Source organism: Planococcus citreus (assembly GCF_003664125.1).
Classification (GTDB): domain Bacteria; phylum Bacillota; class Bacilli; order Bacillales_A; family Planococcaceae; genus Planococcus; species Planococcus citreus.
The window spans coordinates 306450-319861 of the sequence record NZ_RCCP01000003.1; the positions used below are offsets into that span (position 1 = coordinate 306450).

Annotated in this window: 14 protein-coding genes; 7 read left to right on the forward strand and 7 right to left on the reverse strand. The window is 49.1% G+C overall.

Annotated features, from left to right (window positions below; translation table 11 throughout):
• Positions 1-413 precede the first annotated feature (413 nt).
• Positions 414-1979 carry an AMP-binding protein gene (locus DFR62_RS11670; RefSeq protein ID WP_121300639.1) on the forward strand — a complete coding sequence of 522 codons (1566 nt, stop codon included), beginning with the start codon at positions 414-416 and terminating at the stop codon, positions 1977-1979.
• A gap of 16 nt (positions 1980-1995) precedes the next feature.
• Entirely contained in the window at positions 1996-2772 is a 777-nt protein-coding gene (locus DFR62_RS11675) for an SDR family NAD(P)-dependent oxidoreductase (RefSeq protein ID WP_121300540.1), read from the forward strand.
• Between the two features lie 42 nt (positions 2773-2814).
• Here DFR62_RS11675 and DFR62_RS11680 read toward each other — a convergent pair whose 3' ends face one another.
• The 3 genes from DFR62_RS11680 to mug all read right to left on the reverse strand — a co-directional run bounded on the left by DFR62_RS11680 (position 2815) and on the right by mug (position 4838).
• Positions 2815-3564: an SDR family NAD(P)-dependent oxidoreductase gene (locus DFR62_RS11680; RefSeq protein ID WP_121300541.1), complete on the reverse strand. Its 750-nt coding sequence runs from the start codon at positions 3562-3564 to the stop codon at positions 2815-2817.
• A gap of 87 nt (positions 3565-3651) precedes the next feature.
• Positions 3652-4152, reverse strand: coding sequence for a DUF2798 domain-containing protein (locus DFR62_RS11685; protein ID WP_121300542.1), 501 nt, complete (start codon positions 4150-4152; stop codon positions 3652-3654).
• Between the two features lie 140 nt (positions 4153-4292).
• Positions 4293-4838: a G/U mismatch-specific DNA glycosylase gene (gene mug / locus DFR62_RS11690; protein ID WP_121300543.1), complete on the reverse strand. Its 546-nt coding sequence runs from the start codon at positions 4836-4838 to the stop codon at positions 4293-4295.
• Between the two features lie 107 nt (positions 4839-4945).
• Here mug and DFR62_RS11695 point away from each other — a divergent pair, with 107 nt between their 5' ends.
• Positions 4946-5467, forward strand: coding sequence for a YcxB family protein (locus tag DFR62_RS11695; RefSeq protein WP_121300544.1), 522 nt, complete (start codon positions 4946-4948; stop codon positions 5465-5467).
• 47 nt (positions 5468-5514) lie between these two features.
• Here DFR62_RS11695 and DFR62_RS11700 read toward each other — a convergent pair whose 3' ends face one another.
• A complete protein-coding gene (locus tag DFR62_RS11700; RefSeq protein ID WP_121300545.1) occupies positions 5515-5976 on the reverse strand; it encodes a BsuPI-related putative proteinase inhibitor in 462 nt (153 codons plus the stop codon).
• A 134-nt stretch (positions 5977-6110) separates the two neighbouring features.
• Between DFR62_RS11700 and DFR62_RS17395 the strand changes: the two genes are divergently transcribed.
• The 3 genes from DFR62_RS17395 (at position 6111) to DFR62_RS11710 (ending at position 8517) form a co-directional block, all read left to right on the forward strand.
• The gene (locus DFR62_RS17395; protein ID WP_167456531.1) at positions 6111-6248 is read left to right on the forward strand and encodes a hypothetical protein; all 138 of its coding nucleotides are present in this window, start codon (positions 6111-6113) and stop codon (positions 6246-6248) included.
• Positions 6249-6362: 114 nt separating this feature from the next.
• Positions 6363-7946: a class I adenylate-forming enzyme family protein gene (locus tag DFR62_RS11705; RefSeq protein ID WP_277751613.1), complete on the forward strand. Its 1584-nt coding sequence runs from the start codon at positions 6363-6365 to the stop codon at positions 7944-7946.
• 88 nt (positions 7947-8034) lie between these two features.
• Entirely contained in the window at positions 8035-8517 is a 483-nt protein-coding gene (locus tag DFR62_RS11710) for a YehS family protein (RefSeq protein ID WP_121300547.1), read from the forward strand.
• Positions 8518-8567: 50 nt separating this feature from the next.
• Here DFR62_RS11710 and DFR62_RS17400 read toward each other — a convergent pair whose 3' ends face one another.
• The 3 genes from DFR62_RS17400 to DFR62_RS11720 all read right to left on the reverse strand — a co-directional run bounded on the left by DFR62_RS17400 (position 8568) and on the right by DFR62_RS11720 (position 11543).
• Positions 8568-8738: a hypothetical protein gene (locus tag DFR62_RS17400; protein WP_167456532.1), complete on the reverse strand. Its 171-nt coding sequence runs from the start codon at positions 8736-8738 to the stop codon at positions 8568-8570.
• Positions 8739-9620: 882 nt separating this feature from the next.
• On the reverse strand, positions 9621-10508 hold the full coding sequence (locus tag DFR62_RS11715; protein ID WP_121300548.1) for a fructose bisphosphate aldolase: 888 nt from the start codon (positions 10506-10508) through the stop codon (positions 9621-9623).
• A gap of 111 nt (positions 10509-10619) precedes the next feature.
• The gene (locus DFR62_RS11720) at positions 10620-11543 is read right to left on the reverse strand and encodes an oxidoreductase (RefSeq protein ID WP_241663165.1); all 924 of its coding nucleotides are present in this window, start codon (positions 11541-11543) and stop codon (positions 10620-10622) included.
• 205 nt (positions 11544-11748) lie between these two features.
• Here DFR62_RS11720 and ilvA point away from each other — a divergent pair, with 205 nt between their 5' ends.
• Complete coding sequence (gene ilvA, locus DFR62_RS11725; RefSeq protein WP_121300550.1) at positions 11749-13035, forward strand: threonine ammonia-lyase IlvA; 1287 nt, start codon at positions 11749-11751, stop codon at positions 13033-13035.
• Positions 13036-13412 lie beyond the last annotated feature (377 nt).

Genomic DNA, 13412 nt, shown 5'->3' on the forward strand with positions numbered 1-13412 from the left:
GGACGCTTTCCGCGGGCATGGCTTGAGCCTCCTCGGTCGCTTCGCTTCCTGCGGGGTCTCAAGACTCATGCTATTCCCGCAGGAGTCGCCGCCTTCCACTTCGTTTCATCTGAACTATTCAATAGATATGGAGCAAAACAGCGCAGACTCCTTGGGGATTAGCGAAGTGCTGAAATCCATTCGGGCAGTAAGCCCGAATTAGTTCAGCGCAAGCCCCCAGGAAAGCCAGCTGTTTTGCGGAATATCGTCTACAGTAGAATCTCAAATAAAACAGGTATCTGTAATGGAGTGTATTCTATAATTCGACTGAATTGTTTGAAAACAATTGACAAAGCTCTGTTGGATTGAATAGACTATAGTCTATAGATTATAGACTGCGGTCTATGGAATTGACAAGATGAGAGAGGATGTTGATGATTTTGACAGCTCAACAGACATTGATCGATCTCTTAAACGCCCAGTGCAAAAAACGCAGCGAGCAGCCCTTCCTGGTTTTTGAAGACAATCAGGAAAAAGTGACAGAATACAGTTATGGCGAATTTTTGGAGCGGGTGGAAAAGTTCAGCGGCGCGCTATACACACGCGGCATTCGCAAGGGTGATAAAGTGACGCTCCATTTGCCAAATTCAGCGGAATTTGTCGTCTGCTGGTTCGCCCTCGCAAAGCTCGGAGCCATCATGGTGCCGACGAATATCCTGTCGACTGCAGCCGAAATGGATTATTTGATCGGTCATTCGGAATCGGTCATGCTCATCACGGAATCGGAATACATCGAGAAGTTCAAATCCATCCAAGTGAATCTCCCGAAGCTGCGTCAGATTGTCCTGGCCCGCACAGATGAGTCGGGTGAATTTGAAAGCGTTAACAAAATGATTGGGGAATTCTCGGGCGAAGTGCCGGAAGCGAATATCCAGCCGGAAGACGTGGCAGCGATTTTGTATACCTCCGGAACGACATCGAAACCGAAAGGCTGCCTCATTACGCACGCTAATTACATCTACACTGGGCATGCTGTGGCGGAGCATATCGGCTTTACTGAACAAGACCGTGCGCTTGTCGTCTTGCCGATGTTCCACGGCAACGGCCAGTATTATATGATCATGCCGAGTTTGGTTGCGGGAGGCAGCGTCGCCATCACCGAACGCTTCAGTGCGAGCCGCTACGGGCGCCAAATTCAACGTTTAGGTGCAACGCTCGGTTCGCTCTTCGCGGCACCGATCCGCATGATCCTTGCGCAGCCATATGATGAAGATGAGCGGAGTAATAAACTGCGGGCAGTCATTTTCGCCCAGTCGGTAACTTCCGAAGAACTAAAGGCGTTTGAGCAACGTTATAACACTGCACTTTACCAGATTTACGGCATGACAGAAACGGTTGCGCCGCCTTTGATGAATCCATTGCAAGGCGCTAAGGACAATACAAGTGTCGGCAAACCGATCGCAGGCTCTCGCATCAAGCTGATTGATGAAGAAGGGAATGAAGTGCCGGACGGGAATCCGGGAGAGATTTTGCTTGAAGGCATTCCCGGCCAGACGATCATGAAAGCTTATTTCAATAATCCAGAAGCGACCAATCAAACTTTGCAGAACGGCTGGCTCCATACAGGAGACAAGGCGCGCAAGTCGGAGAATGGCTTCTATTATTTTGTCGACCGCCAAAAAGATATGATCAAGCGCGCCGGTGAGAATGTCGCCGCAAGCGAAGTGGAAAATGTCATCATGGAGCATCCCGCCGTCTATGAAGCGATTGTCATCGGGATACCGGATGCGATGCATGACGAAGCATTAAAAGCATTCGTCATCCTGAAGCAAGGGCAAACGACGACGGAACAAGAAGTGATTGATTATTGCAAAGGCCAGCTCGCGAAGTTCAAAGTGCCGTCAGCGATCGAGTTTGTCGAAGACTTCCCGCGCACGTCTGTCGGCAAAATTCAAAAGCATAAATTGAAAGAAATCGAATTGAAGAAATTAGCTGAATAGAAAGGAAGAAGTTTGCATGGAAAACACATTAAACAATCAAGTGGCGCTCATCACCGGAAGCGCACGCGGCATCGGCTTTGCCTGCGCAAAAGCACTCGCAAAACGGGGAGCTTCAATCGTTTTGACGGATATTCTGGATTGTGATGATGCAAAACAGCAGCTGGAATCGGAGTTTCCAGGCATCCGCGTGTTGGCGCTGCAAGTGGACGTCCGCGACAGGGCGCAAGTCGAACGGGCGATACACGAAACGGTAGAGGAATTCGGCGGAATCGACATTGTCGTCAATAACGCCGGTACCGTTTCACGCCTCAGCTTGAAAGATATGACGGACGATGATTGGAGCCGCGATATCGAGACGAACTTGCGCGGCACGTTCTTGTTCACGCAAGCAGCCATCTATCCGCATATGGTCAACCAAGAGAGCGGGCGCATCATCAACATCAGCTCGATTTCCGGCATGATGGGCGGCGCCATTTCCTACGGCGAAGACGGCGAACGGCAAGGTCGTTCAGGCCCTGCCTATGCCGCGTCAAAAGGCGGCATCATCGCCTTCACGAAATGGGTCGCAAAAGAAGTCGGCGAGTTCGGCATCACGGTCAATAGCGTCGCGCCAGGGCCGGTTGAGACCGCCATCACCAAAGGCGTCAACTATCCGCTCGAGCTGCAATCGATCAAGCGTCCTGGGCAGCCGGAGGATATCGGCGAAGCGGTCGCCTATTTGGCATCACCGGCTGCAAGCTATGTCACAGGCGAAGTATTGAAAGTATGCGGCGGGGCAGGAATCGGCGCATAACAAAAAGGTTCCAAGGGAATTGTCCCTTGGAACCTTTTTTGTTTATTTCGTGCTGGTAAATCCGCCGTCGATACGGATGACGTCACCGTTGATGTATTGCGCTTTTGATGTCAGCAGGAACGCCACGAGTTCAGCGACTTCATCTGCAGTGCCGAGCCGTTTTTGCGGAATGCCTTCTTCTGCGCTTTGTTTCATTTTCGGGTTGGCGTCGAAATAGGCTTTGACCATTGGCGTTTCGGTTGGGCCTGGCGCGACGGCATTGACGCGCAAGCCGTCTTTGGCGTATTCGGCGACAAGTGACTTCGTCATGCCGACAATGCCGTGCTTGGTCGCAGAGTAAGTGACAACGGTCTCCTGGCCGATAACGCCGGCGCTTGATGCGGTATTGACGATTGACCCGCCGCCGTTATTGACCATTACTTCTGCGACGTAGCGCAGGCCATAGAGCGCCCCGAGCATATTGATGGCGACGATTTGCTCGATTTCTTCTATATCGGTATCGAGGAATTGTTTGCCGCTTCCGGAAATTCCGGCGTTGTTGAAGAAATAATCGATCGAGCCGAAATGCTCGACCGTTTTGTCGACGTAGTTTTTCACTTCTTGTGCTTTTGATACATCTGCACGGATAAAGATGGCATCCGGCCCGAGTGCTTTCACTTTCTCTACCGTTTCATTGCCGCCTTTTTCACTGATGTCGACAACTGCGATATTGATGCCTTCCTGTGCTAAGCGCAGTGCGGTGGATTGCCCGAGCCCGCTTCCGCCGCCCGTGATGATTGCTGTTTTTGCCACGTACATCTCCTCCTTATGCTGATAACTTCATTTATTTCTTTACCCGCAATAAAGGAAGGATAATCAGCAGCGAGGAAGGGAGCGAGCTTATTGCGCAATAGCTGTTTTGCGGTCTTGTGCGGCGTGCAGCTTGACCATCGCAAGGCGAGCCAGCGGTTGGATGAGCAAGCTTTCCGCCATCAGGACAATGAAGAAATTGCGCGGCCAATTGGCGAGCCAGTTGCTGAAGATCTCACCGTGGAAACCGTTGGCGGCCATGTCACCGATAAAGGTCATCGCGACCGACATGCCGATGACCGTGAAGACGATGCGCAATAAAATCTTTTGATGGAAAGAAGACGAAGTGCTTGACAGTTTGGCTGTTAACGATTCCGCGATTCTTCCGAAGACAGCTGCTTCAAGAACCATCGCGCTGATCCACATGACTGGCATGATTTTGAGAATGCTCCATATGGTGTCCATCGTCAAATGGTCTGTGTAAAGCAGGACGCTGTAGCTGCTCATCAACAGCACAGTCATCGTCACTATAAGCGAGCCGTAAAGCAGCCCTTCTTTGCCATTATGAGGCAGTCGTTTGTCTTGTTGCATGAATGTTCCCCGTTTCTACTGTATTGGCGCCCATTGAAAAGACAGGGCGAAAGGTGTTGCTTCAACAACCATTCCAACACTATAGCAATCAGGAAGCGAATTTCGTAAGTGTCTGTTTTGTGAAGATTTAGTAGAAGTTATTATTGATTGTTATCGATCAATTGGTGCAAGCCTTCGTAAATTTCCACAATTTCAGCTTGTTTCATGCGCACCAGTCCGCTTGAGGAAGGGGCGACGTATTCGATGACTCCCGGAATGACCGAATCCGGCTGTTTGCCCCAATGTGTTGATTTTTTACCGCTGAATTGGAGGTAGACGCCTTTGCCGACAAAACAGACGGCTTTTGGGCGGTAGCGTTCAATTTTTTGTTTCAATTGTTCGGCGCCTTCTTTGTATTCTTCTTTTGTAATGTCGGCTGCCGCTTTGGTCGGGCGGGCGACGATATTGGTCAAACCATAGCCGAGTTCCAACAAATTGTGGTTTTCCTCGGGGGCATATTTTCTTGGTGTCAGTCCGGATTCAAAAAGGATTTTCCAAAAGCGGTTGTTTGGGTTGGCGTAATGATAGCCAGTTTCACTTGAACGGATGCTTGGGTTGAATCCGACGAACAGGATATCGAGATGGTCTTTCAAATGATCCGGTATGGGTGTGAGTTCCACAAGAAAGCTCCTTTCACATAAATGCATTTGCAGAGTATTAGCGTATCAAAAAAATATAATATATTCTGCACTGAACCATCGTATAATAGAAGAAAATGGCAATGGTTAATTGATTTGCTAAAAGGAGCTGCGCGATGCAGGAATTTTCGTATGAATTGACGGAACAGCAATTTGTTGATTTCAACCTTTATCATGCCAAACATTCCGAAGCGGTCAAGCGTTCATTGACGATCCAGCGCTTTGTCATTCCAATTGTTTATTTGATGATGCCGTTCGTGATGGGGCCGATTTTTGATTGGTCGGTGTGGGGACTGATGATCCCTTTCATCCTATTCGCGGCTTTGTGGATCATCTTCTTTCCGCCATATTTCCATTGGAATATTAAACGCATGAGCCGAAAAATGGTTAACGAAGGGAAAAACGAAGGCTTGCTCGGCACCCGTGAGCTGTTCATTGATTCAGAGGGAATCCGGGAAGTGACGAAAAATGGGGAGACGCATGTGCGCTGGTCGGGCATCGAAAAGTATGGGGAGGATGCGGTCAATTTGTATTTGTATAATAGCGCCATGTCCGCACTGATTGTACCGAAAAAGGCGGTGCCTGAGCTGGAGTCATTGCGCAAGCTATTGGCTGAAAAAGTTCCGGCAAGCACTTGAAATTGAATGGACGAAAAAACCGAACCGCGCTTGGCGGTTCGGTTTTTCTATTCGATCGTATGCTCGATTTCTGCTGGATAATTCGTGCCTTGTGTCGGCGTCATCCATACTTCTAGCGTATAGGTGCCAGGTTCAAGGTTGGCTTCCGGAACTTGGATCTCGTATTGAAGCTCCTCGCCTTGTCGCAGGATTTCCTCGCCGAGCGCCTGGGTATACATGCTGACAGACGACATGCGGAACACTTCATTGCCTTGTTCATCGGTCAATGTGAAATCATAGCGCTGCCCGCTCGTGAAGTTGAATGTCACCGCTTCTTGCGTATCGTTCTTGACGGTATAGCGGTAAGTTCCATTGTCGGTTTCTTCTATGGTCGATGTCACTTCACCTTCGATGATTTCACCCCCTGACTCCGGATCTTCCGGCAGATTATCGCTTTCGGTACCGCATGCCGCGAGCATCAAAGCGGCCATCAATAGCAGTAGCCAGCTGATTGCGTTTTTTTGCATCATCGGGTTCGCCCCCTTTTTGTCTATAGAGTAGACCGCAAGAGGCCGTAAAAAGTTACAGAAACGAATGCATTGTGCTGTTCTTCGGCCCTCTTGCTGTCCTATACTAGCACTATACCCTGAAGGAGGGCCTTGTAATGCCCGGATTATTCAATGATTTCCGTGAAGCGCTGTTTGCAAAGATGAAATGCCTCGGCATGAGCACATTCACAGTCGCCAAATACATGGCGATGGGATTGATTCCGCTGTATCTCATCTACTTAATGATGAATTAATTGAGACATTAAAGGCTCTGAAAAGAGTCTTTTTTTATTTCCAATTGTTGGTATATTGACTATATTTTCAGAATATTATAATATTGAAGAACTACCGATCAGGCAGAAGGGGAGATTCATGAGCAAACAAAGGAGGAATGGGAAATGAACATCACAACATCGTTGACGATGAATGCGACGCGCCAGCCCGAATTAATGGCATTGAATTTTGAAGGGAAATCCTACACGTATCAAGAATTGAACGCGGAAGTGAATCGCTTGGCGAACGGCTTGGTGCGGGAGGGAATTTCAAAGGGCGATAAAGTGGCGCTGTTCATGAAGAATTCGGATGCGTACGTTATTGCGTTTTTTGCCGCGTTGAAAGCAGGCGGCGTTGTGGTTCCGATCAATTACAGGCTGAATGCCGAGGAAGCGGGCTATCTATTCGGCCAGTCGGATGCAGTTTATGTGTTTAGCGATAATGAATTCGAAAGCTTAGTGGCGGAAGCGAAAGAATTGGACGATCTGCTGCATCAGGTGATCGTCTATCCGCAAGCACAAATTGAAGCGCATCTCAGTTGGGACGAAGTACTGGACGATGATCGCTCGGAGCCAAAAGTCGACATCTTGCCGGAAGACGATGCAGAAATCCTTTATACTTCGGGGACGACCGGCCCACCAAAGGGAGCGCTTTTTGACCATCAACGCATTGTCAATGTCAGCACTTCGTTCATTCTCGGGACGGGCGTCAATCATGATGACCGTTTGCTTCATGCGGCGCCGTTTTTCCATCCTTCCCAACTCAATTTGTTTCTTGTGACCGGGGTCATGCTCGGCATACCGCAAACTATTCTCCGTGAATTCGCGACGCGGGATGTAGTCAACGCAATCCATCAAGACGGCTGTACGGTGTTTTTCGGACTGCCAGATATGTACCATGCGTTGATGGAAGCACCTGAGAGCGTAAAATATAATCTGGGCACGATCCGCAAATGCATGTACGGGACCGACCCGATGCCGAATGGCCTTGTCGCGCGGGCTATGAAATTCTTCGGCCACGAACAGTTTTACAATTTATGCTTCCTCACTGAAGGGGGACCGGGAGGCGTCTATTTGCTGCCAAGCGAGCATGCCCATAAAGAGGGAGCGGGCGGCAAGTCGATGTATATGACCCACGTCCGTGTGGTCGACGAAGAAATGAACGACGTTAAGCCTGGCCAAGTCGGCGAATTCGTCATGCGCGGTGAGACGATCATGAAATCGTATTACAATATGCCGGAAGAAACCGAAGAAGCATTCCGGGACGGCTGGCTGTTGACGGGGGATCTCGCGACAATCGATGAAGACGGCTACATTACGCTTGTCGACCGCAAATCCGACCGTATCATTTCTGCTGGGAATAATATTTATTCCATCGAAATCGAGCAAGTGTTGAATCGTCATCCGCAAGTCCAGGAAGCGGCGACCGTCGGCATTCCGGAAGAAGAATGGGGCGAAATCGTCGGTGTCGTCATTGTCCCAAAGGACGGGTCGCCAATCGACGAAGTAGCACTCTCCGAATACTTGCTCGAGCATTTGCCGCAGCATAAAGCGCCCAAGAAATTCAGGTTCGCGGATGAATTGCCGCGCAATGCTTCAGGCAAGATTTTGAAATACCAATTGCGCGAACTGCATATCAGCGAATATACATGGTTCCGCCATACGTTTGTCGAACGCTGAAAAATGGCGCCCTGATGCTCCGGGGCGCCATTTCTCTGTGTTATGATGGAACAGGATTTGAATAGAACATGGCAGGAGGATTTTTCATATGGACAATAACGATATTTTGATCCGGCTGCGCTATGCGCTGGATTTGAAAAATAGCGATGTAAAAGAAATTTTCGCACTCGGTGGCGAGAAAGTGGATGCCGTCGATGTGCCATTGATTTTAACGAAAACGCCGGAATCAGACGATGAAGGGGCAGAAGCCAATATCCCATTGGCAAACGACCAATTGGAGCGCTTCTTGAACGGGCTGATCACCTTCAACCGCGGCCCCAAGCCCGGTAACTCCGGCCCGCCTGAAGTAAGCGGCGAGCACATCAACAACCTAATCTTGAAAAAGCTGCGCATCGCGCTGGAATTGACGAGCGAAGACTTGCTCGATTTATGGAAGTTGGCTGGGATCAACGTGTCCAAAGGCGAACTCGGCGCCTTTCTCCGGAAAGAAGGCCATAAAAACTATAAAGAACTGGGCGACCAGCTCATGCGCAATCTCCTCAAAGGCATCACGCTCAATTATCGTCCATAACGAAAAGCCGCAGCATCCCAAATCGGGTGCTGCGGCTTTTTGCTTGGTGCTTATTCGCCGCCGCTCGTATAGCGATTGTCGCCCATCGTGTAATTCGAGCTATCGCCAGGCTTGGCATCCGGATGGGTAGGCTTGTCGTAATAGGCAGAAGCTCTGCGCCGGCGGTCGACGATAAAGCCAAGACCCGCAACAATAGCGATCGGAACCAGAAAATATAACATACAATTCCTCCTTTTTAGTGGGGTGTTCGAAAATGAAACAAGTGAGTGAGGTGGATCGTTCGTTGATGATTTCATCACCAAGCAGCCGCCTCCCGCTTAGGGCTGGCCTCCCGCAATGAGCCAATGAATTGGCGAAAGGAAGTTGAGCCCATTCATTTGCGACGCATCTGCTCGCAGATGTGGGAGCAGCTCTTTATTCGTGATGCTTGAGCATAGCGAAAGTTGAGAACAGGTTTGTGCGCGGTTCGGCTTTTACATTCCACTGAATTTTTTGAGTGATAAAATATCTCTTTTTCACATGTTCATCCGCTTGTGGATGATGCTTATTTAAGCTTATGAGTGAGACGAATATTTTGTCGATCTTTTCATCACCAAGCAGCCGCCTACCGCTTAGGGCTGGCCTTTAGCCATAAGCCAAGAAGGACGCTTGTCTTATGGCATCGGCTCGCCCATATGCGCGGTTCGGCTTTAAGATTTCATTGGATATTATATGCAAAGAAATGTCACTGTTAGTTGTCTTCATCCGCTGGTGGCGACGCTTAGCTGGACTTGATAATTGCAGAGAAGTTTCGTGTGCTGTTCAATTCGAATTTACGAAGATGATTAAAATAATTCACGCTTACTTCAATGTGTGATGAATTTCATTTCCTCTCTAAAACTAGAGATGGAGCGGAAAGGGGCGACTCTGGAGGGATCAGGACGAGCTGAAGACCCTGGACTGAGCGCTAGCGAGGGAAGCGGCTGAAGCCGGCCCCCTCAGAAAGCGTCCCCTTGAAGCGCAATCTTCATCCTTTACATTTCCGCTGCAATCTGTTGAAGTTTTGTTTTTTAATTCAACCCATAAGAAAAAAAGCGCACCACAAAGGGAGCGCTTTTTTTATATCATGTAATGGATGCTTCGTAGATTTCTTTGATGGACTTCTCGAGCATCGTGTTGAACTCTTCATCCGATTGATCAGCGTTCAAGCCTTCTGACAAGGCGCGTGAGAAGCTGGCAATCAAGCCTTTGTTTTCAGCAAGCTTCTGGTTCGCCTGCTCGCGCGGATATCCGCCGGACAATGCCACAACACGCACGACACGAGGGTGGTCGATCAATTCTTTATAGAAATTCGCCAGCGTCGGAATCGTCAATTTCAACATGACGTACTCGTCATCGCTGAGCTTATCGAGATGGCTAAGGATTTCGTCATTCAGCATAGCCTCGATGCGTTCTTTGTCTGCGCTGTTGATGTCAACTTCCGGCTCGATGATCGGAACGAGTCCTGCAGCAATGACTTCTTTCGCCACTTCGAATTGCTGGTCGACGACTTGCTTGATGCCTTCCACATTCGGTTCTTTGATGACTGAGCGCATCTTCGTGCCGAAGACATTGCGTTCGACCGCACGCTTCAACAGCTCGTTCAAATTCGGGTTTGGCTTCATCAATTGAACGCCGTTCTGTTCATCCGCCAAGCCTTTATCGATTTTAAGGAAAGGAACGACGCCTTTCGCGTCCCATAAATAATTACTTGTGTATTTGCCGTATACTTCGCGGTCCATCGTCTGTTCAAACAGGATGGCGCCGAGCACATAATCCGACGAAAATGACGGGGCCGTCATGACGCGCGTTCTCATTTCGTGGATCAGGTCGTACATTTCATCTTCGTTGGAGTAAGCATCTTCATTAACGCCATAAAGTTTTAACGCTTTTGGCGTGCTGCCACCGCTTTGGTCGAGTGCAGCGATAAAGCCCTTGCCGTTTTTCATTACTTCAAATTGTTTTGTGTTCATCGTCTCAGCTCCTTAGATTAAGAAATTTTGACTGCATTAATCCTGTTCCCTGCTAAGTGTACCAATAATCGGGTTTTTCATCAAAAAAAGATTTCAGAATTGTCGTACACCTTAATCTTCAATAGAAACGCCTGGATTTTTGGCTGTTTCAAAGTCGAAGCGGACGCCTGTCATCTGCTCGGCCACGTCCCATAGTTTTCGGGCAAGCGCTTCGTCGACGGCAGTCGGGTGGGGCGTATCGAGTGCGGGATAGCCTTTTCTCCTGCCTTTGCCGGCAGGGCCGATGTATTCACCGCCTATGAGATCCGGTTCTGTTGCGGCGTGGACGGTAGCGAGCGCTCCCATGTCCGGCGGCTGGAGAAAGCGGTTGGCGAAATCCCTCAGCAACACCGGCGCATCGTATTTGCCGATCTTGAAGATATTAGTGGCAGAAACGCCGGGGTGGCAGGCGACGCTGATCGTCTGGATGTGGTGCTTTTTCAGCCGCCGGTCAAGTTCCATCGCAAACAGCATATTGGCAAGCTTGCTTTGGTTGTAGAATTTTTTCGGGCGATAGCCTTTCGAGCCGTCAAGATTATCAAAATCAATCGCGCCGCGGTTATGCGCGAGGCTTCCGAGTGTGATGACACGCGATCCTGGAGTTTTCGCGAGCAGCGGCAGAAGGTGGGCGGTCAACGCAAAATGGCCGAGGTAATTGCTGCCGAACTGCAATTCAAAGCCGTCTTTCGTTTTTCCGTATGGCGGCATCATGATCCCCGCATTATTGACTAGTAAATCGAGTGAACGGAAATGTTTTTTGTAGCTGTCCGCAAAATGGCGGACGCTGGCGAGATCGGCCAAGTCGAGTTTCAAAACAGCAACCGTCGCTTCGGGATGGTAATCGAGGATCTCCCGTTTAGCATTTTCGCCTTTGACCAAATCGCGGACTGCCAGCAGAATCGAGAAGCCCTGACCGGCGAGCATGTTGGCGGCTTCCCATCCGATGCCGCTATTGCCGCCTGTGATAATGGCGATTTTATGATGGACGTCCTCCAAGAAATCATCTCCCCTTTTAAAAAATAAATGTTGCGTAAAGCTTCTTTTTCTATCTAGTTTACCCCATTTGAAAATTGAAACCGCATACATTCGAGAAAAACCGAAAATCTTGTGAAAAGATCATCAAATTGTCTAAATTTTTACACAACAAAGCTCGCTGATGTGTTAGAGTAATTCAATAATCAAAATGAAGAGGGTGAATCAGATGGCAAAAAACATCACAGAGCTGGAAAGGGAAGTCGTTGCTAAAGAGGTGACCGTGGCCGATATTATGGTCGCCAATCAGGCGCTGAAGGATGTCATCATCCGGACGCCCTTACAGCGCAACGAGATTCTTTCGGCACGCTATGGCTGCAATGTCTTTTTGAAGCGCGAAGACCAGCAAGTGGTCCGGTCGTTCAAATTGCGAGGCGCCTATAATTTCATCCGCAGCATGACCGAATCCGAACGTTCCAAAGGCGTCGTCTGCGCGAGCGCCGGCAACCATGCGCAAGGCGTTGCATATTCCTGCAAGGCGCTCGGCATCGAAGGCAAGATTTTCATGCCGCTTACGACACCGAGCCAGAAAGTCTCTCAAGTGAAACGCTTTGGCGGCGAGTATGTAAAAGTCGTCTTAATCGGCGATAGCTTCGATGATGCCTTTGCGGCAGCGATGGAAGTCTGTTCGGAAGAAGGCAAAACCTTCGTCCATCCATTCAATACGGAAGCTGTGATCGCAGGGCAAGGAACAGTCGCAGTCGAAGTGCTCAATGATATGCAGGAACCAGTCGATTACATGTTTTGCGCAATCGGCGGCGGGGGATTGGCGTCTGGTGTTGGAACGTATTTGAAAGGCGTTTCTCCTGCAACGAAACTGATCGGCGTCGAACCGGAAGGCGCGGCGAGCATGAAAGCTTCCCTTAAGGAAGGCCAAGTGACCCGTCTGGATACGATCGATACGTTTGTCGACGGGGCGGCGGTCAAGCAAGTCGGGGATCTATCGATGGCGATCTGCCAAAAAGTACTGGATGACATCGTGCCGGTCCCAGAAGGCAAAGTGTGTACGACTATCCTCGAGCTATATAACGAAAATGCCATCGTCGCAGAACCGGCCGGCGCGTTATCGGTAGCGGCACTCGACTTTTACCGGGAAGAAATCCGCGGGAAAAATGTCGTCTGCGTTGTCAGCGGCGGCAATAACGATATCGAACGCATGCAGGAAATCAAGGAAAAGTCCTTGATCTATGAAGGGTTGAAGCATTATTTCATCGTGACCTTCCCACAGCGCGCGGGTGCCCTCCGGAAATTCATGGGAGACGTGCTTGGCGAACAGGATGACATCACCCACTTCGAATACACAAAACGAAATAACCGGGAACACGGACCCGTATTGGTGGGGATCGAATTGAAGGACCCGGCAGATTACGGGCCGCTCGTTGAACGCATGGCGCAAAACGGGTTCCCGTATAAAGACATCAATAACGATTCATTGCTTTTCAACTTGCTGATCTAATTTGAGGGCTGTGCTGCCTGCTGTGTTTTTTAAGCGGGCGGCGCAGTTTTTTCATTCCCCAGCAAGTAGCAATGCTCTTTTGATTCGCTTAGACTAAAAGAAAGTAATTTTTATCAACAATAAACATAAAAATGATAATAAAATATTAATTTAAATATTCAGTAATTTAGGGTTTACAAGAAATGTGAAATATTGTAGGCTGATACTATCACATCATCTTATACAAAATATGGATTCCCATTTCGGTTAGCGCTTTGTAAGCAAGTGGCATCGAGTGAAGTGTATGGTTGCTTTCGGATGGGGCAGAGAACGAGGATTGCCGGTTCTGTGCAACTGGAAACTTAAACTTTGGTTGAATGTGACAGACTATAGAGCTG